The following is an 18,034-nucleotide window of genomic DNA, read 5'->3' as shown; positions in this document are numbered from 1 at the left end:
AATGCGGGGGCCTTGAGTGCCCGATTGCCGGGCAACTTGGCCGGTCTTGGGCCGGGAAGGCCGATCTTGGGCCCGGGACGGCGGAGGCCGCCGTCCCGGTGGGGCGGCGGCCTCGGTGAGGGGCGGGGACCGGTCAGGTGGTGCGGCGGGGGCGGGTGGCCAGGGCGAGTGCCGTCCAGCCCGCGGCCAGGACGAGGCCGCCCCACACGAAGGCCGGGTAGCTGATCGGCGGGGCGCCGATGAAGAACTTCTGCAGCCAGGCCGCGCCCGCCAGCGCCGCGGTGGCCACGGCCGCGCCGAACACGGCGACCGCCACCGCCCGCCCGATGCCCGCCGCGGTGGCCGGACGGGCGGAGACCTTGCCGTCCAGCGGCGTGGCCGCCGGGGCCGCGGTCGCGGGCAGGGCCAGGAAGACCACGTCGACGGCGATGGCGCCGGCCAGCAGCAGCAGCGGCGGGATCGACTTCGGGAAGCCGGTGCCCGCCAGCAGCATCCAGGCGAACAGCCGGTAGCCCAGGTAGCCCGCGGCGATGCAGGTCGCGGTCCAGCGGGCGCCGACGAAGAACCGGGCCGCGACCAGGGTCAGCAGGGCCGCCCCGGCCAGCCAGGACGGGTACACCCAGGAGTCGACCGGCAGCGCGAAGCCCTCGACCGCGAGCCGGTCGACGCTGCGCCCGATCTGGCCGGCGGCGAACGCCAGCAGGCTCGGCTCGGCGGTCGGCGTGCCCGCGTCCCAGGCCTGCAACGACAGCACGCCGTATTCCTGGTGCTGGTTCGGGAAGAGCACGTTCTCCAGGAAGAAGCCCCAGAGGACGGCGCTGACGACGGTGCGCGTGCGGCCGGGAGCAGTGGAGATCCAGTAGCCGCGGGCGGCGCCCAGCAGCATGAAGGCGGTGCCCAGGTACAGCAGCGCGTGGCTGAAGCTCCAGGCGGTGATGTCCAGCCCGTTGATCCGGTGGTTGAGCACGTCGATCGGGATGGCGATCAGGAACGTCGCCGTGCCGCCGACCATCAGGCGCTTGGCCAGGCGGTCCACGCCGACGCCGTGGTAGGCCTGGAACAGCACGAGCGCGACCACGAGCACGGTGCCCGCGGTGTTGAGCAGGTGCGGTGGGGCGAAGTCGTCGCGCAGCCACTTGAAGTGCCAGGACATGTCCCAGGTCGAGCCCAGCATCTTCAGCGTGAATGCGACGAGCCACAGCCGGTAGACGGCGGTGACCACGGCCGGAGCCTGTTCCGGGGCGGGGCCGGAACGGATTATCCCCACCCAGGCCTCGGGGGATCGAGGAAGCGTCTGCGTCGTCACGGGCGGAATTCTGCCGTGTCAAGCCGTACTTTCGGACCCTCCGAACACCTGAATCCACCCTGAGATCTCCCCGATCATCAACCCGTGAGAGAGTGAGGCCGTACCCGTCACAGGAGGACCTCGTGCGCCGTCTGATCGCTGCCGCCGGAATCGCGACTGCCCTGCTGGCCCTGGCCGCGTGCCGTTCGAACCCGGACATCGCCGCGTACGTCGGCGACCAGAAGCTCACTGAGCAGCAGGTGACGGAACTGCTCAACGACTACGCGAAGGCGCAGGGGGCGCAGCCGGGTGCCGACCCGAACGCCGCCGGTCCCAGCCGCGAGGCGGTGGTGCAGCTGTTCGTGAGCGACCAGCTGTGCCAGCGGATCACCAAGCAGCAGGGCGACACCACGCCGCCCGCGTCCCCGCCGGCGGGCACCCCGGAGCTGCTGGCGATCTACCAGCGGGTGCAGACCTGCAAGGAGTCGCTCAAGGCCGAGCCGGTCAAGCCGACCGAGGCCGACCTGCGCGAGGTCTACGACAACGGCGTGGCAGTCAAGGCGATCGACCCCAGCGACCCGAACCAGTCGTTCGACCTGCTGAAGGCCAAGCTCGCCGACGGCGACTACGTCTCGCAGGCGCTGGGCAAGCGCAAGGTGCTGGACGACGCGGCGAAGGCGGCCGACGTCTCCGTCAATCCGCGCTACCGCTCGGTGTACTTCCCGGTGCTGGAGTTCTCGCAGAACCTCCCGGCGCTCACCGCGATCCTCGGCCAGCCCGCCTCGACCGCCGTGGTGAACGTGCCCGCCCCCGCCCCCAGCGAGCAGGCGGCGCAGCAGCAGTGACCGCGGCCGGGCCGGTGCGCCGGATCGTCCTGCTCGTCACCTCTCCGCGCATCCCGGCCGGGCTGCTCACCGCGCCCGCCTGGGATCTCGTCCGCGCGCACCCCGTGCTCGCGCCCGCCGACGGCGACGCCGTCACCGCGCTGCGCGCCAACGGTGCCGACGTCCGCGTGCTGGCCCGGCCCGTCGCGCAGGACCTGCTCGACGCGGCCCAGGCCGCCCCGGACGGCATCGTCGTCTGGCTGTCCGGCCCCGGCGGCGACGAGCACCTGGCCCGCGAGCTGGGGCTGCGGCTGGCCCGCGAACCCGGGCTGGCCGAACTGGAACTCATGTACGGCTCCTGGGACCCCCGGGGCGCCCGCCTGCTCGACGCCGTCGCCGTCACCGACCGGCTCCAGGCGCAGGACCCGTGGCGTCGCGAGCAGACCCACCGCACCCTCGCCAAATACCTGCTCGAAGAGGCGTACGAGGCGTACGACGCGATCGTGGCCGGCGACCACGCCGCCCTGCGCGACGAGATGGGCGACGTGCTGCTCCAGGTGCTGTTCCACGCCCAGCTCGCGCAGGAGCTGCCCGAGGACGAGCGCTGGGACGTCGACGACGTCGCGGGCGACTTCGTGGCCAAGATGGTCCGGCGCAACCCGCACGTCTTCGCCGACACCCCGGTCGCCGACGTGGACGAGATCATCGCCAACTGGGAGCGGATCAAGAGCGAGGAGCGGGTGCGGCGCTCGCCGGTCGAGGGCGTGAGCTGGTCCCTGCCCGCGCTGGCGCTGGCGGCGAAACTGCTGGTGAAGGCCCGCCGGCACGGCCTGCCCGAGCCGCAGCCGTCCGGCACGCTGGGCGGCCGGCTGCTGGCGCTGGTGGCCGCGGCGGGCGAGGACGCCGATCCCGAGGCTGATCTGCGCGCCGAGCTGCACCGCTACACCGAGTCCCTCGACCCCGACCGCTGACCCGTGCCTCCGGGCCCGGGGGCACGGTAGGTTGTGGCGATGACGCTGGACTTCGCGCCGCTCGCCGAACACATCGCCGACGCGCTGCTGGAGGCATCCCCGGAGCTGGCCGCCGACGCCGGTGACCACCGGTTCGACGACCGGCTGCCGGACCTGTCGCCCGACGGGGTGCTCGCCGACGTGAACATGCTGCGTGACGCCTCGGGCGCGCTGTCCCAGGTGGACCCGGACGCGCTCGACGAGGCGGAGCGGGTCGACCACGCCATCCTCAGCTCGCTGGTCGACCGGCGGCTGTTCGAGCTGAGCGAGCTGAAGTCGTACCAGTGGGATCCGCTGTGGCACAACCCGGGCACGCTGCTGCACGCCCTGCTCGCACGGCCGTTCGCGCCCGCCGAGCAGCGGCTGCACTCGCTGGCCCGGCGGCTGGCGCAGGTGCCTGACGCGCTGGCGACCGCGCGCGGGGTGCTGCGCGACTGCCCGCGCATCCACCTGGAGACCGCGGTCGGCCAGTTCGCGGGCACCGCGGCGCTGGTGCGCTCGGAGCTGCCGCAGCTGCTGGCGCAGGAGCCGGGCCTGGCCGACCAGGTGCAGCCGCTGGCGCAGCAGGCCGTCGCGGCGCTGGAGGAGTTCTCCACGTGGTGCGCGCGGCAGGTCGAGCGGGGCGACGGCCGCAGCCCGCGGCTGGGCCGGCGCCTGTGGGAGGCCAAGCTCTGGTACACCCTCGACACCGAGCTGACCGCCGCCGACGTGCTCAAGCGCGCGCAGGAGAACCTGCGCCGGGTCACCGAGGAGCTGCGCGAGGTCGCCGTCGCGCTGGAGGGCGGCGCGGCCGACGACGCGACGGTGCGCCGGGCGCTGGACCGGCTGGCCGACAGCCACCCCGACGACGCGACCATCATCGCCGCGGCCCGTGCCGCCGTCGCCGACACCACCGCGTTCGTACGGCAGCACGACCTGGTCAGCCTCATCGACGACCCGCTGGTGATCGAGGAGATGCCGGAGTTCTCGCGCGGCGTGGCGGTGGCCTACTGCGACCCGCCGGGCGCGCTGGAGACGGCGCAGGTGCCGACGTTCTACTGCATCTCGCCGACGCCCGCGGGCTGGAGCCCGGAGCGGGTCCGCTCGTTCTACCGCGAGTACAACCACCATTCGATCAAGAACCTGACCGTGCACGAGGCCATGCCGGGGCACTTCCTCCAGCTCGCGCACGGCCGCCGCTACCGGGGCAGCACCCGGGTGCGGGCCCTGGGCCGCTCCGGCACGTTCACCGAGGGCTGGGCGGTGTACGCCGAGGAGCTGATGGTGGCCAACGGCTACGGCGGCCTGGCGGTGCGCGCCCAGCAGCTGAAGATGCAGCTGCGGATGAGCATCAACGCGATCCTCGACCAGCTCGTGCACTGCGAGGAGCTGTCCGAGGCCGAGGGGATGGCGCTGATGCTGGAGCAGGGCTTCCAGGAGGAGGGCGAGGCCGCCGGGAAGTGGCGTCGGTCACTGCTCAGCTCGGCGCAGCTGTCGACGTACTTCGTGGGGTGGGCGGAGGTGTCGGAGATCGGACGGGCGCGCCCGGACGGTGTCAGCGTGCGGGACTGGCACGACCGGATGCTGTCGTACGGCTGCCCGCCGCCGCGCCACCTGCGCGCCCTTCTCGGCGGGTAGGCGTTTGCGTGAGGTCGGGCCGATGGGGGAGGCTGTGCCGCATGCGTGCCGCCCTCACCTCGCTCATGTGCGCGTCGCTGCTGCTCACGGCAGGTTGCCAGGTGATGCCGGACGGTGGTGCGCCGATGGATCGCAGCCGCCTGATCGCCGACATGACGGCCCAGGTGCACCGGGCGAACGAGCACGGCTACCACGCCGAATACCTGCTGTCCGGCGGGGTCCGGGGTGACATCTCGCAGCACGTCCGCCCGACGCAGGCGTCGTACGCCTACCCGGGCGGGCGGCTGATGGCGGCCGCGGACGGGCTGACGTCGTGCGTGACGGCGGTGCGCCCGGCGCGCTGCCAGGTCCGGCCGGTGCCCAAGCCGGGGCCGCTGGGGCTGGCGCCGTACAACGAGCTGGTCAAGCACGGGCTGGTCAGCGGCCCGGTGCTGGCCGAGCTGCTGGGCACGGTGGAGGTGCAGAGCCAGGCGACGGTCGAGGCGCACGACACGACCGTCGCCGGGCAGCAGGCCACCTGCCTGGAGGTGTCGGGTCTGATCGAGACGAACGCGGCCGGGTTCACCGTGTGCGTGACCTCCGACGGCGTGCTGGCGAGCTTCAACGGCGTGCTGGACGGGGTCGAGATCGACCAGGCGCTGCTGCGCCTGTCGCCCGCGGCACCCGACGACGTGTTCGCCGTGCCGAGCGGGGCCAAGGTCGTGGACCACCGGCCGTCGACCGCGCCGAAGCCCTGACCCTGCCTTAGGGCACGTTCACCTGGGGAAGTGGCCCTGAGGTCGCCACGCCCGCGGTAGCGGGCGGACATGATGCCGTTAGGCTTCCCACGTAGAGCCGGACGCGTCCGGCGGAGGTGCCAGCGAGGGCACGTTCGGCCCCGGCGCGCACACGAATGAGGGAGCACACGTGGCCACCATTGAAGGCTTCGTCGCCCGGGAGATCCTCGACTCCCGCGGTAATCCGACCGTCGAGGTGGAGGTGGGTCTCGACGACGGCACCATCGCGCGCGCCGCGGTGCCCTCCGGCGCCTCGACCGGCGCCTACGAGGCGCTGGAGCTGCGGGACGGCGACAAGCAGCGCTACCTCGGCAAGGGCGTCGAGAAGGCGGTCGCCAACATCGAGGACCAGATCGTCGACCAGCTGATCGGGTACGAGGCCAGCGAGCAGCGCCTCATCGACCAGAAGATGCTGGAGCTGGACGGCACCCCGGACAAGTCCGTGCTCGGCGCCAACGCCATCCTGGGCGTGTCGCTGGCCGTGGCGAAGGCCGCCGCCAAGAGCGCGGAGCTGAGCCTGTTCCGCTACGTCGGCGGCCCGAACGCGCACCTGCTGCCGGTGCCGATGATGAACATCCTCAACGGTGGCGCCCACGCCGACTCCAACGTCGACGTGCAGGAGTTCATGATCGCTCCGATCGGCGCGCCGAGCTTCCGCGAGGCGCTGCGCTCCGGCGCGGAGGTCTACCACGCGCTCAAGAGCGTGCTGAAGAAGAAGGGCCTGTCCACGGGCCTGGGCGACGAGGGCGGCTTCGCCCCGAACCTGCCCACCAACGCGGCGGCGCTCGACCTGATCGCCGAGGCGGTGCAGGCGGCGGGCTACAGCCTCGGCACCGACATCGTGCTGGCGATGGACGTGGCGGCGACCGAGTTCTACGCCGACGGGTCGTACACCTTCGAGGGCACCCCGAAGTCGCGTGACGAGATGATCGCGTACTACGCGAAGCTGGTGGAGTCGTACCCGATCGTGTCGATCGAGGACCCGCTGGCCGAGGACGACTGGGCCGGCTGGACCGCGATGACCTCGCAGCTCGGCAGCAAGATCCAGATCGTCGGCGACGACCTGTTCGTCACCAACCCGACCCGCATCGCCCGCGGCATCGCCGAGGGCGCGGCCAACGCGGTGCTGGTGAAGGTGAACCAGATCGGCTCGCTGACCGAGACCTGCGACGCCGTCGAGCTGGCCCACCGGGCCGGGTTCCGCACCATGATGAGCCACCGCTCGGGCGAGACCGAGGACACCACCATCGCCGACCTGGCGGTGGCGATGGGCTGCGGCCAGATCAAGACCGGCGCCCCGGCGCGGTCGGACCGGGTCGCCAAGTACAACCAGCTGCTGCGCATCGAGGAGGAGCTGGCCGACGCGGCCCGCTACGCCGGTGCGGGTGCGTTCCCGCGGTACACCGCGGGAAAGTGACACTGCCGCGGTACACCGCGGGAAAGTGAAGTCGTTCCGGCGGCCGTAGAAAAGGACTCATCTGCGGTTTGACGTCGGAATATGACGCGGGGGCGCGGTAGCGCCTAGCATGTGGTCGAAGCTCCTTCCAGCTGTTGCGACATGTTGGAGGGGGCTTCGACCCATCGCGTGGGTCAGCGGGGAGGGAGGGGTGGTGCAGCGGCGACAGCCTGTTGGGCAGGGACCGGTGCGGCGGCCCCGTGACGGCGCCCGCGACGCCCGAGGCGCCCGCGGCAGCGCGGGGGTCCGCGCGGTCCGCGAAGGCGACCGCTCGCTGAGCCGCCCCGCAGCCGCCCGGCGCGCCGCCGCGGCGGGCGCCGCCAAGCGCACCACCGCCCCGAACCCCAACGGCCTGACCGGCCGCGCGACCGCGATGCTGGTCGTCCTGGCCGCGCTCGCCCTCGGCTACGCCTACCCGGTGCGCGTGTACCTGACCCAGCTCGCCGAGATCGACGCGTTGCAGCAGTCGCAGGTCGCGCAGGCGGACCGCATCGCCGGGCTGGAGCGCCAGGCCGAGAAGTGGAAAGACGACGAGTACATCAAGGCGCAGGTGCGGCGCCGGTTCTTCTGGGTCCACCCCGGGCAGACGCCGCTCGTGCCGATCTGGGACGACCACGCCGCCGACCACGACGCCGGGCGCCAGCCCGCGCCGCCGCCGCAGCCGACCACCTGGTACGGCACCGTCTGGTCCCGCCTGGATCCCGCCGCCCCCTAGGCCCCCGCAGTGCGCTCTTGTCGTCACGGTGATCGAGAGAGTCGCGAGTCGCCATCGGCGTGCCCGCCGCTGTCCCCACCCGATCACCGAGACCCGTGAGCACCGAGACTCCTGCCGAGCCAGAGGAGGCCGAGATGGAACGCGAGATGGTGCCGCCGCCGGTGCGGGAACCGGCCGGCCAGGCCGACCTCGACGCCGTACGCGCGCAGCTGGGCCGCCCGACGCGCGGCACCGCGATGGTGGCGCACCGGTGCCCGTGCGGCAAGCCCGACGTGGTGGAGACGGTGCCGCGGCTGCCCGACGGCACGCCGTTCCCGACGCTGTTCTACCTGACCTGCCCGCGGGCGACCGCGGAGTGCAGCAGGCTGGAGTCGTCGGGCCTGATGCGCGAGATGAACGAGCAGCTGCGCAGCGATCCGCAGCTGCGCGCCGACTACCTGCGCGCGCACGAGGACTACCTGGCCCGCCGCGAGGCGGTCGGCCACGTGGCCGAGATCGAGAACGTGTCGGCCGGGGGCATGCCCGAGCGGGTCAAGTGCCTGCACGTGCACCTGGGGCACGCGCTGGCGGTCGGCCCGGGGGTGAACCCGTTCGGCGACGAGGTGATCACGCTGGTCGAGCCGTGGTGGACGGCCGGCCCCTGTGTCGAGACAGAGTGAGAGGGCAGGCCGCGTTGGGTGAGATCGAGGTCCGCAAGGCGCGCACCGCCGACGTGCGCGGCATCCGGCGACTGATCGACACGTACAGCGGGGAGCGGCGGCTGCTGAGCAAGGCCACCGTCGCGATATACGAGGACGTGCAGGAGTTCCGGGTGGCGGTGCGCGACGACGGCACCGTGGTCGGCTGCGGCGCGCTGCACGTGCTGTGGGAGGACCTGGCCGAGATCCGCACCGTGGCCGTGGACGCCACGGTCCGGGGCCAGCGCATCGGGCACCGGATCGTGGGGGCGCTGCTGGACGACGCCCGCGAGCTGGGCGTACGCCGCATCTTCGTGCTCACCTTCGAGACCGGGTTCTTCGGCTCGTTCGGCTTCGCCGAGATCGACGGCGCCCCGGTGCCGCCGCCGGTGTACGAGCAGCTGCTGCGCTCGTACGACGAGGGTGTGGCGGAGTTCCTGGGGCTGGAGCGGGTCAAGCCGAACACCCTCGGCAACACCCGGATGCTCGTGCACCTGTGAGCCGTGCGGTCAGCCGGGCGGCGGTAGGGTGGCGGCCGTGGGAGACGCTGTCGCCGCCATCGATTGCGGCACGAACTCGATCCGCCTGCTGATCACCGAGAACGGGCGCGAGCTCGCGCGCGAGATGCACATCGTGCGGCTCGGGGCGGGCGTGGACCGCACCGGGCGCCTCGACCCGGCGGCCATCGAGCGCACCCGGATCGCCCTGGCCGAGTACACCGGGCTGATCGCGCGCCACGGCGCCGACCGGGTGCGGATGGTGGCGACCAGCGCGACTCGCGACGCGGCCAACGCCGAAGACTTCCACGCGATGGTGCTCGCCACGCTGGGCCGGCCCGCCGAGGTCATCAGCGGCGACGAGGAGGCCGCCCTGTCGTTCCGGGGCGCCGTCGACGGGCTGCCCGAGGGCGGCGAGCGCCTGGTCATCGACATCGGCGGCGGTTCCACCGAGTTCGTCCGGGGTGCGCGCGAGGTGCGCGCCGCGATCAGCATGGACATCGGCTCGGTCCGGATGACCGAACGCCACCTGCCGTCCGACCCGCCGACCGCGGCGGAGGCGGCCGCCGCCGTCGCCGACATCGACGCGGCGATCGACCGCGCGCTGGCGGCGGTCGGGGCCGAACCGGCCACGCTGGTGGGGGTCGCGGGCACGGTGACCACGGTGGCGGGCATCGCGCTGGGCCTGGAGTCCTACCGGCCGGAGCTGACCCACCACGCGGTGGTGCCGCTGGCGGCGGTCGAGGAGATCACCGACCGGCTGACCTCGCTGGACCACGCGGGCCGGGCCGCGATCGGGGCGATCCACCCGGGCCGGGTCGACGTGATCCCGGCCGGGGCGCTGATCCTGCGGCAGATCATGCGCCGCACCGGCAGCACGGAACTGGTCGTGTCGGAGCACGACATCCTCGACGGCATCGCCTCCTCCCTGGCGTAACCGCAGCTCACCACCTTGAGTGGGGACGCACGGCGGCTCGCCGTTGCACTACTGTGCATACGACAGTACTCTCTTGTGCGTGGATACCACGCAACTCCTGAAGGGAGTGCTCGACCTGGCCGTCCTCGCCGTGCTGCGCGACGACGACGGCTACGGGTACGACATCCTGCGCCGCCTGCGCACCGCCGGGCTGTCCGAGATCGGCGACGCGTCGGTCTACGGCACGCTGCGCCGGCTGTTCGCCGCGGGCTACCTCACCACCTACGTGGTGCCGTCCGAAGAGGGACCGCACCGCAAGTACTACGCGCTCAACCCGGCCGGCCGGGCCCAGCTCAAGCAGGGCGGCGAGGTCTGGCGCGAGTTCGCGTCCACCATGGAACTGCTGCTGCGGGAGCCGGCATGAGCGTCGAACAGGATGACATCGTCAGGTACGTGGCCGCCGTCGGCGCGGCACTGGGCGACCTGCCCGACGACGTACGCGAGGAACTGCTGGAGGACCTGCCGGCGCACCTGGCCGAGGTCGCCGCGGAGGTCGCCGCCGAGGGCGGCGGCGCCACCCTGGCCGACCGCCTCGGCACCCCGGCGGCGTACGCCGCGGAGCTGCGCGCCTCGCTGGGCCACACGGGGGGTCCCAGCGGGCTGGGCGGGCGCGCCGCCCGGTGGACCACGCGCTGGCGCGGCCGCCTGAACGGGCTCGACCGCCGGGTGGGCACCGTGCTCGGATACGAGCGGGCGGGGGAGTTCCTGCGGGCGCTGCGCCCGGCCTGGTGGGTGCTGCGCGGCTGGCTGCTGGCCATCTTCATCGCGCAACTGCCCGGCGTGGTCCGCTTCGGCCTGGTGCCCCGGGTCAGCGGCAACCTCGTCGTCGGAATCCTGCTGCTGGCGGCGTGCGTGGTCGCGTCGATCTGGGTCGGCCGCAACGGCCGCCCCCGGCAGTTGCCGCTGCGGCTGGCGCTGCTGGCCGCGTCGCTGGGCCTGGCCGGGTTCGGGGTCGTCTACTACGGCGTGGCCGACCAGGAGCTCGACGGGCGCAACTACGACACCGTCGCCGACTACTACAACCCATACGAGCAGGTCCGCGACGTCTGGGTGGTCGGGCCGGACGGGCAGCTCATCCCGGACGCCCGCCTGGTCGACCAGAACGGCGACCCGGTGCTGCTGGGCTACTGCGCCCAGATGCTGCCGAAACTGGGCACCCGCCAGGCGCTCGCCTGGTCGCCGGACAAGGGCCTGCAGGTGCTGAACGACGAGACCATGCCGTACTCGGGCGAGCCGGTCGACTTCACCGACCTGGCCTGGCAGGTGTCGTACCCCGCCTGCGGGAACACCGCGAAGCCGCCGGTGAACTGGATGCCGGGGCAGCCGCAGCCGCTGCCGTGGGCGGACCCGACCGCGTCGCCGCAGCCGTCGGCGCCCGCGCCGACCGCGTCACCGTCGGCGGCGCTGCCGGCGTCGCCGAGCGCCGGTCCGACGCCACGGCCCAGCGCGAGCCGCTGACCGACGATCGCCAGGGGCGTGCTGCCTGCCATGACGGCGGGTGGTGCGCCCCTGGTCACGCCGGGTGATGAGGATGTTTCGGGCACCGGGCATTCCAGTTTCCCTATGGCGTTCAGCAAACGCTAAGGTGTGCCGGTCTCCGTGCCTGCGTGAGACCTCTTCGCCTGCGGGGGCCGATGTGCGCCAGCGGGCGCACCCCTGGAGGAAGAAGCAATGAGCGAGCAGGAAAACCCCACCCAGCAGCCCCCGGCGTACGAGCCGCCGGCCGCGGGCGCCGAGTCGCCGGTTCCGGCCGCCCCCGTCGCTGCTGAGGAGCCCAAGAAGAGCAGCAAGCTCCTCAGCATCCTCGGCGTGATCGTGGTCATCGTCATCATCGGCGTGGTCAAGTTCGGCGCCGCCTGGGGCCTCGGCAGCCTGTGGGACAACATCACCGGCGCCGTGCAGACCGCCGACGTCGGCGACTGCATCAACGAGTACGGCAACAACGTGGACGACGCCAAGGTCGTGGACTGCGCCGACCCGAAGGCGGCCAACAAGGTCGTCGGCATCGTCGAGGACAAGTACACCAGCGCCTCCTTCCAGATCGAGGACAACCCGTGCACCGCGTACCCGGACGCCGAGAAGGCGATCTGGGTCGGCGACACCGGCACGGGCGACGTGTGGTGCCTGGTCTCCACCACCAAGTGACGCAACCGGCCTGAGCAAGGCCGAAGCGGCGGGGCGGGCCACCACGACAGGGGGCCCGCCCCGCCGCAAGTTCCGACCGAATTCGGGATCCGGGGAAAGATCGTCTGCCGCTACGGTGACGATCTTCGCGATCACGCGAGAAGTGCCTGCCTCCGCGCCTTCACGTGCCGGAGGCGTACCCCCGGAGGAAGTACTTCATGAGCGAGCAGGAACTCCCTGTCCCGCAGCAGCCGGCCGCCGCCGCGCCGGTCGACCCCGCGTCGGACGCCGCCGCCTTCTACACCGCGGCCGCGGACGCGGCCGAGGCCAAGGCCGGCAAGACCCGCAGGGCCCGCATCATCGTCGTCTCGGTCCTGGTCGTCCTCGTCGCGGCCTGCGGGGTCATCACGCAGACGGACCTGCTGAGCCGCCTGCTCGGCGACGTGAGCGCGGCTCAGCCCGGTGACTGCATCACGGCCTACCAGGTCAACGTGGCCAAGATGAAGGTCGTCGACTGCGCCGCCCCGGAGGCGGTGAACAAGGTCGTCGGCATCGTCGAGGGCCGGTACACCAGCCACGGCTTCAGCCAGCTGGACTCCGTGTGCACCGAGTTCAGCGGGGTCCGCAGCATGCTGTGGGTCGGCGACTCCAACGACAGCGAGGCCAAGGGCGACGTCCTCTGCCTGACGAGCGTGAAGTGATCTCTCTCACCTGAGCGTTATCAGAGCGGCGGCGTGGTGAGTTACTGCGACAAGTCGTAACTTTCGCCACGCCGCCGCTGTCTTCCCCGGTACCGTCCGGTGTGGTTGGCTACCCCGAACGCCACGACTGTGCGACCAGCCGATGACGACTGACCGACAGGAGGACGACCGATGGGTGAAATGGTTAGCTTCCCCAGCAACGGGGGTACGAGCGAGGGCTACCTCGCGCTGCCGAAAGAGGGCAGCGGGCCTGCGGTCATCGTGATCCAGGAATGGTGGGGCCTGGTCCCGCACATCGTCTCGCTCGCCGACCGCTTCGCCGCGGCCGGGTTCGTCGCGCTCGCGCCCGACCTGTACCACGGCGTGCAGACCACCGAGCCCGACGAGGCGCTCCGGCTGATGATGGGCCTGGCCATGGACCAGGCCGCCCGGGACATCGCGGGCGCGGCCGAATACCTGTCCCAGCGCCCGGAGGCGACCGGCGGCGTCGGCGTCGTCGGCTTCTGCATGGGCGGCAGCCTGGCCCTGTGGTCCGGCACGGTCAGCGACAAGATCACTACCGCGGTCGGCTTCTACCCGGCCCTGCCGTGGGAGCGCATGGCGCCGCAGTGGAGCAACTACGCGGGCAAGACCGCGATGATCCATTGCAGCGAGGAGGACGGCACCTCCGCCGCCGAGGGCATCAAGACCGCCCAGGCCGCCATCGAGGGCGCCGGCGGCACCTGCGTCGTGTACGACTACCCCGGCACCAAGCACGCCTTCGTCAACGACGACCGGCCCGAGGTGTACAACGCCCACGCCACCGCCTCGGCCTGGGCCCGCACCGTCGAACTGCTGCGCAACCCCCGGTGACCGCGGCCGAGCTGGCCGCGCTCGACGATCAGATCTCCGCCTGCCGGGCCTGCCCCCGGCTGGTGGCCTGGCGGGAGGAGGTCGCCGCGGTCAAACGGGCGGCCTTCCGCGACCAGGAATACTGGGGCCGCCCCGTGCCCGGCTTCGGCCCCGCCGACGCCCGCATCCTCATCCTCGGGCTGGCCCCGGCCGCGCACGGCGGCAACCGCACCGGGCGCATCTTCACCGGCGACCGCAGCGGCGACGTGCTGTTCGCCGCCATGCACCGGACCGGGCTGGCCAACCAGGCCACCAGCGTCTCCCGCGACGACGGCCTGACCCTGCGCCACGTGCGGATCGCCGCCGCCGTCCGCTGCGCCCCGCCGGACAACAAGCCCACCCCGGTCGAGCGGGACACCTGCGCGCCGTGGCTGCACCGCGAGGTCACGCTGCTGCGCCCGACACTGCGGGTGGTGATCGCGCTCGGCGCGTTCGCGTGGAGCGCGTGGTGGCCTACGCTGTCCACGGTGTACGGCGTGCGCCCCCCGGTGCCGCGCCCGGCCTTCGGGCACGGCGCGCTGTTCCGGATGGACGCGGTCGAGGGCGCCGGGGGAGTCCCGGCGCTGCTCGGTTCGTACCACGTCAGCCAGCAGAACACCTTTACCGGGCGGCTCACACCCGCCATGCTGGACGACGTGTTGCGGCAGGCCCGGGCGCTGGCCGACCTCGACTGACCGGGCACCGGCCGACACGTTGACGTTCGCACGAGCGGGGAACCATGGAAGCGTTGCGTCGCTGGTGGCCGTTGCTGGCCGTGGCCGCGCTGCTCACGGTGGCGGCGGCCGCCGCCTCGGTCTCCGTGCTGCCGATCGGCCGCGCGACGCCCGACGGCCAGGGGGCCCAGCCGACCGCCTCGGCCAGCGCCACGCCGTCGCCCAGCGCGCCGGCGCCCACGCCGTCCGCATCGGAGCAGCCCGTCGCCGACAGCGGCACGGGCTGGGTCGGCCTGGTCGCGGTCGGGGTGTTGCTGGCCATCGGCGCCGTGGTGCTGGTGGTGCTGCTCGGCGCGGCCGCCCGGTCGACCACCCGGTTCCGCCGCCGGGCCATCCGCGAGCGGCCACCGGTCAAGCTGGCGCAGGCCACCGCCGAGGCCGACGTGATGGCGGCGCTGGACGCGGGCCTGCTCGACCTCGACGACGACGCCGCCGACCCGCGCACCGCCGTGATCGCCTGCTGGGTGCGGCTGGAGCAGGCCGCCGCAGCCGCGGGCGTGGCCCGGCTGCCCGGCGACACCGCCACCGACCTGGTCGTGCGGATGCTGGTCGGCCGCCGCCTGAGCTCCGACGTGCTCAACGGGTTCGCCGACGTCTACCGGCGCGCCCGCTTCGCCACCCACCGCGTCGACGGCGGCATGCGCGAGCAGGCCCGCTCGTCCCTGCGCCGCCTGCGCGCCGAGCTGGCCGAACCCGGACAGGAGGTCCTGGCGTGACCGACGACGGCTCTTCGATCGAGGATCTGCTCGGGCTCGGGCACGGGCGTGAGCCCGCTCCGGAGCCGGAGGAGCGGCGGACCCGCTCCCGGGCGGTGCGCTGGCTGACCCTGGTCGGGTTCGCGCTGGCGTGGACGGCCGCCGGGTGGATCGTGCTGAAGCTGCTCGGGCTGGGCATGCCGCTGCCGCTGCTGTTCGCGGTCGCGGTGACCGTCGTCGCGGTGTGGCGCATGGCGCGCACCCTCAAGGCGCCGCCGCCCCCGCGCCACGCGGGCCGCCACGGCCACTCCGACGACGCCCCCGCCGTCGACGACGGGATCCGGCTGGCGGTGACCCGCTGGCAGACCATCCTCGAATGGGCCCACGCCGACGGCGCCCGCTACCAGCGCCGGGTGCACGCCCGCCTGGCTGAGCTCGTGGACGAGCGGCTGCGCCAGCGCCACGGCGTCACCCGCGCGACCGAACCCGACCGCGCGCGTAGGCTGCTCGGCGACCAGCTCTGGACGTTCCTCACCCAGCCGTCCAAGCGCCTGCCCAGCCCCCGCGAACTCGATGTGATCGTCACTGCGTTGGAGAGACTGTGAGCATGCAACCGATTCCCGCCGGCGAGGTGGGCCGCCTCGCCCAGCAGGTGCTCGACCGCGTCGGCACCGTCATGGTGGGCAAGCGCGACTCGCTGGAGCTGGTGCTGGCCGGCGTCCTGGCCGGCGGTCACGTCCTGCTGGAGGACCTGCCCGGCCTGGGCAAGACCCTGACCGCGCGCACCTTCGCCCAGGCCCTGGGCCTGGACTTCCGGCGTCTCCAGTTCACCCCGGACCTGCTGCCCGCCGACGTGACCGGCTCGTTCCTGTACGACCAGCGCAGCCACGACTTCACCTTCCGCGCCGGACCCGTCTTCACGAACCTGCTGCTCGCCGACGAGATCAACCGCACCCCGCCCAAGACGCAGGCGGCGCTGCTGGAGGCGATGCAGGAGAAGCAGGTCTCGGTCGAGGGCGTGACCTACCGGCTGGAGGCGCCGTTCCACGTGCTCGCCACCGCCAACCCGATCGAGTACGAGGGCACCTACCCGCTGCCCGAGGCCCAGCTCGACCGCTTCATGCTGCGCGTCTCCTTCGGCTACCCGGAGGCCGACGAGGAGCTCAACGTGCTGCGCCGCCGCATGTCGCGCCGCCGCGAGGAGGCCGTGGTCGAGCCGGTCGTCGACGCCAAGACGCTGCTGCGGATGCAGGCCGGGGTCGAGGAGATCGAGGTCGAGGACTCGATCTGCCGATACCTGATCGCGCTGACCGCCGCGACCCGCGAGCACCCGGCGGTGCTGGTCGGCTCGTCGCCGCGCGGCTCGCTGGCGCTGCTGCTGCTGTCGCGGGCCAAGGCCGCCCTGGCCGGGCGCGACTACGTGATCCCCGAGGACGTCAAGGCGGTGGCGCTGCCCGCGCTGGCGCACCGGATCACGCTGCGGCCGGAGATGTGGCTCAAGCGCATCGACCCGGTCGGGGTGGTGGCCGAGGTGCTGGCCGCGACGCCCGCCCCGGTCAGCGGCGCGCTGCCCAGCCACGCCGGGAACCTGGGCCAGCAGCGGCCGAGCCCCGCCCGCAACAGCCGCCTGATCAGCAGCCTCGACGACGACGACCTGGAACCGTTCCGGCCGACCGGGAACCGGGGCTGACGTGCGGCCGGGAGCCCCCGAAACCGGCGACCCGGGTGACAGCGCGCCGCGCCCCGACGACTGGGTGCCCACCCGGGCGCTCGGCCGCGCGGTGCTCGTCGCCGGGGCGCTGCTGGTCGGCGCGGTGCTGCTGGGGCGGACCGACCTGATCGTGCTGGCCCTGCCGCTGGCGCTGGGCGTCGCCTTCGGCCTGGCCAAGCGTCCGGCCAACCTGCCGGGGCTGCGGCTGTCCACCGTGGAATCGTTCCCGGTCGAGGGCGGCGAGCTCGGCGCCACCGCCGAGGTGGAGAACCGCGACGTCACCGGCTACGACCTGGCCGTCGTACGCGTGCAGCACTCGCCCTGGCTGCGCCTGGACGACACCGGCGCGCAGGGGCGGCACGCGGGCGGCAGCCGCCCCTACGTGACGCTGGTGCCGCGCGGGGTGGCCGCCGCCATCGAGTTGGCCGGGCCCGCCGTCCGGTGGGGCCGCCACTCGCTCGGCCCCGCCTCCGCGTACGCCGTCGCCGCCGACGGGCTGCTGGTCAGCCGGGCCGTGGTGACCGGTGCGCTGGGCGTGAAGGTGTACCCGCTGACCGACCCGTTCAAGGCCGACGAGGTCATGCCGCGCGCGGCCGGGCTGGTCGGCCAGCACCGCTCGCGGCGTCCCGGCGAGGGCGGCGAGCTGGCCGGGGTGCGCCAGTTCGGCCCCGGCGACCGGCTGCGCCGCATCGACTGGCGGGTGTCGCTGCGTACCGAGCGGCTGCACGTGGCGGCGACGCTGTCCGACCGCGACGCCGAGGTCGTGGTGCTGCTCGACCTGCTCGCCGACGCGGGTCGCTCCGGCGGCGTCGACGGCACCGCCTCGGTGCTGGACCGGACCGTCCGCGCCGCCGCCGCGATCGCCGAGCACTACCTGCACCGCGGCGACCGCGTCTCCGTCCTGGAGTACGGCGCCTCGGCGCGCCGCCTGCGCCCGGCCAGTGGCCGCCGCCAGTACCTGACCGTGCTGGAGTGGCTGCTCGACGCCCACTCCAGCCCCACCGCCCAGGAGCGCGGCGGAGCCCAGCTCGCCGCGGGCATCTCGGCCGCGGCGCTGGTCGTGGTGCTCACCCCGCTGCTGGACGCGCGCTCGGCCTCGATGCTGGCCGGGCTGGCCCGCTCGGGCCGCTTCGTCGTCGCCGTCGACACCCTGCCCGAGGGCCTGACTGCGGCCAGCAGCAACACCTGGGGCGAGGTGGCGTACCGGCTGTGGCGGGCCGAGCGGGAGAACACCATCGGGCAGCTGCGCGAGCACGGTGTGCCCGTGGTCGCGTGGGCCGGTGCGGGCAGCCTCGACGCGGTGCTGCGCGACGTGTCCCGCCTGGCCGCGGCCCCGAAGGCGGTGCTGCGATGACCACGGCACCCG

General features: G+C 73.2%; 20 protein-coding genes. 19 read left to right on the top strand and 1 reads right to left on the bottom strand.

The features are described from left to right. Window positions 1-133: 133 nt before the first annotated feature. Window positions 134-1,222: a hypothetical protein gene (locus tag Cs7R123_RS16495; protein ID WP_244871862.1), complete on the bottom strand. Its 1,089-nt coding sequence runs from the start codon at window positions 1,220-1,222 to the stop codon at window positions 134-136. A 206-nt stretch (window positions 1,223-1,428) separates the two neighbouring features. On the opposite strand from Cs7R123_RS16495, the gene Cs7R123_RS16490 reads away from it, so the two are divergent. The 19 genes from Cs7R123_RS16490 to Cs7R123_RS16400 all read left to right on the top strand — a co-directional run bounded on the left by Cs7R123_RS16490 (window position 1,429) and on the right by Cs7R123_RS16400 (window position 18,022). After that, window positions 1,429-2,130 carry a hypothetical protein gene (locus tag Cs7R123_RS16490; RefSeq protein ID WP_212827524.1) on the top strand — a complete coding sequence of 234 codons (702 nt, stop codon included), beginning with the start codon at window positions 1,429-1,431 and terminating at the stop codon, window positions 2,128-2,130. Continuing rightward, window positions 2,127-3,080, top strand: coding sequence for a MazG family protein (locus Cs7R123_RS16485; RefSeq protein ID WP_244871861.1), 954 nt, complete (start codon window positions 2,127-2,129; stop codon window positions 3,078-3,080). Before Cs7R123_RS16490 ends, Cs7R123_RS16485 begins: the two co-directional genes overlap by 4 nt. Before the next feature lie 39 nt (window positions 3,081-3,119). Continuing rightward, on the top strand, window positions 3,120-4,736 hold the full coding sequence (locus tag Cs7R123_RS16480) for a DUF885 domain-containing protein (protein WP_212827523.1): 1,617 nt from the start codon (window positions 3,120-3,122) through the stop codon (window positions 4,734-4,736). Between the two features lie 41 nt (window positions 4,737-4,777). Continuing rightward, window positions 4,778-5,473 (top strand): hypothetical protein, encoded by a 696-nt coding sequence (locus tag Cs7R123_RS16475; RefSeq protein ID WP_212827522.1) that lies wholly within the window; start codon window positions 4,778-4,780, stop codon window positions 5,471-5,473. A 169-nt stretch (window positions 5,474-5,642) separates the two neighbouring features. Further along, a complete protein-coding gene (eno, locus tag Cs7R123_RS16470) occupies window positions 5,643-6,929 on the top strand; it encodes a phosphopyruvate hydratase (protein WP_212827521.1) in 1,287 nt (428 codons plus the stop codon). A 226-nt stretch (window positions 6,930-7,155) separates the two neighbouring features. After that, window positions 7,156-7,683: a septum formation initiator family protein gene (locus Cs7R123_RS16465; protein WP_244871860.1), complete on the top strand. Its 528-nt coding sequence runs from the start codon at window positions 7,156-7,158 to the stop codon at window positions 7,681-7,683. Window positions 7,684-7,817: 134 nt separating this feature from the next. Continuing rightward, on the top strand, window positions 7,818-8,342 hold the full coding sequence (locus tag Cs7R123_RS16460) for a DUF501 domain-containing protein (protein ID WP_212827517.1): 525 nt from the start codon (window positions 7,818-7,820) through the stop codon (window positions 8,340-8,342). Then, window positions 8,339-8,860, top strand: coding sequence for an amino-acid N-acetyltransferase (locus tag Cs7R123_RS16455; protein ID WP_374706957.1), 522 nt, complete (start codon window positions 8,339-8,341; stop codon window positions 8,858-8,860). The genes Cs7R123_RS16460 and Cs7R123_RS16455 overlap by 4 nt, the downstream gene beginning before the upstream one ends. A gap of 37 nt (window positions 8,861-8,897) precedes the next feature. Next, window positions 8,898-9,794: a Ppx/GppA phosphatase family protein gene (locus tag Cs7R123_RS16450; RefSeq protein ID WP_244871859.1), complete on the top strand. Its 897-nt coding sequence runs from the start codon at window positions 8,898-8,900 to the stop codon at window positions 9,792-9,794. 79 nt (window positions 9,795-9,873) lie between these two features. Then, window positions 9,874-10,197, top strand: a complete 324-nt coding sequence (locus Cs7R123_RS16445; protein WP_212827513.1) for a PadR family transcriptional regulator — start codon at window positions 9,874-9,876, stop codon at window positions 10,195-10,197. Then, on the top strand, window positions 10,194-11,291 hold the full coding sequence (locus tag Cs7R123_RS16440) for a hypothetical protein (RefSeq protein ID WP_212827511.1): 1,098 nt from the start codon (window positions 10,194-10,196) through the stop codon (window positions 11,289-11,291). The genes Cs7R123_RS16445 and Cs7R123_RS16440 overlap by 4 nt, the downstream gene beginning before the upstream one ends. Before the next feature lie 213 nt (window positions 11,292-11,504). Beyond that, window positions 11,505-11,978 carry a hypothetical protein gene (locus Cs7R123_RS16435; RefSeq protein ID WP_212827510.1) on the top strand — a complete coding sequence of 158 codons (474 nt, stop codon included), beginning with the start codon at window positions 11,505-11,507 and terminating at the stop codon, window positions 11,976-11,978. A 197-nt stretch (window positions 11,979-12,175) separates the two neighbouring features. Beyond that, window positions 12,176-12,658: a hypothetical protein gene (locus Cs7R123_RS16430; RefSeq protein ID WP_212827508.1), complete on the top strand. Its 483-nt coding sequence runs from the start codon at window positions 12,176-12,178 to the stop codon at window positions 12,656-12,658. Window positions 12,659-12,829: 171 nt separating this feature from the next. Further along, complete coding sequence (locus Cs7R123_RS16425; protein ID WP_212827506.1) at window positions 12,830-13,510, top strand: dienelactone hydrolase family protein; 681 nt, start codon at window positions 12,830-12,832, stop codon at window positions 13,508-13,510. Then, window positions 13,471-14,223, top strand: coding sequence for a uracil-DNA glycosylase (locus Cs7R123_RS16420; RefSeq protein WP_374706991.1), 753 nt, complete (start codon window positions 13,471-13,473; stop codon window positions 14,221-14,223). The genes Cs7R123_RS16425 and Cs7R123_RS16420 overlap by 40 nt, the downstream gene beginning before the upstream one ends. Before the next feature lie 44 nt (window positions 14,224-14,267). Further along, entirely contained in the window at window positions 14,268-14,978 is a 711-nt protein-coding gene (locus Cs7R123_RS16415) for a DUF4129 domain-containing protein (RefSeq protein ID WP_212827504.1), read from the top strand. Then, window positions 14,975-15,562, top strand: a complete 588-nt coding sequence (locus tag Cs7R123_RS16410; protein WP_212827503.1) for a hypothetical protein — start codon at window positions 14,975-14,977, stop codon at window positions 15,560-15,562. Before Cs7R123_RS16415 ends, Cs7R123_RS16410 begins: the two co-directional genes overlap by 4 nt. Before the next feature lie 2 nt (window positions 15,563-15,564). Then, window positions 15,565-16,647: a MoxR family ATPase gene (locus Cs7R123_RS16405; protein WP_212827502.1), complete on the top strand. Its 1,083-nt coding sequence runs from the start codon at window positions 15,565-15,567 to the stop codon at window positions 16,645-16,647. Window position 16,648: 1 nt separating this feature from the next. Then, on the top strand, window positions 16,649-18,022 hold the full coding sequence (locus Cs7R123_RS16400) for a DUF58 domain-containing protein (protein WP_212827501.1): 1,374 nt from the start codon (window positions 16,649-16,651) through the stop codon (window positions 18,020-18,022). Window positions 18,023-18,034 lie beyond the last annotated feature (12 nt).

Source organism: Catellatospora sp. TT07R-123, from assembly GCF_018327705.1.
In the GTDB taxonomy this organism is placed as follows: Bacteria; Actinomycetota; Actinomycetes; order Mycobacteriales; family Micromonosporaceae; genus Catellatospora.
This window is presented reverse-complemented; position numbering and strand designations above follow the sequence as displayed.

Bases quoted from the DNA above. Each gene is read 5' to 3' on its own strand.
- Cs7R123_RS16480 (WP_212827523.1), top strand. From the start codon at position 3,120: ATGACGCTGGACTTCGCGCCGCTCGCCGAACACATCGCCGACGCGCTG.
- Cs7R123_RS16415 (WP_212827504.1), top strand. From the start codon at position 14,268: ATGGAAGCGTTGCGTCGCTGGTGGCCGTTGCTGGCCGTGGCCGCGCTG.
- Cs7R123_RS16430 (WP_212827508.1), top strand. From the start codon at position 12,176: ATGAGCGAGCAGGAACTCCCTGTCCCGCAGCAGCCGGCCGCCGCCGCG.
- Cs7R123_RS16460 (WP_212827517.1), top strand. From the start codon at position 7,818: ATGGAACGCGAGATGGTGCCGCCGCCGGTGCGGGAACCGGCCGGCCAG.
- Cs7R123_RS16405 (WP_212827502.1), top strand. From the start codon at position 15,565: ATGCAACCGATTCCCGCCGGCGAGGTGGGCCGCCTCGCCCAGCAGGTG.
- Cs7R123_RS16475 (WP_212827522.1), top strand. From the start codon at position 4,778: ATGCGTGCCGCCCTCACCTCGCTCATGTGCGCGTCGCTGCTGCTCACG.
- Cs7R123_RS16440 (WP_212827511.1), top strand. From the start codon at position 10,194: ATGAGCGTCGAACAGGATGACATCGTCAGGTACGTGGCCGCCGTCGGC.
- Cs7R123_RS16425 (WP_212827506.1), top strand. From the start codon at position 12,830: ATGGGTGAAATGGTTAGCTTCCCCAGCAACGGGGGTACGAGCGAGGGC.
- Cs7R123_RS16435 (WP_212827510.1), top strand. From the start codon at position 11,505: ATGAGCGAGCAGGAAAACCCCACCCAGCAGCCCCCGGCGTACGAGCCG.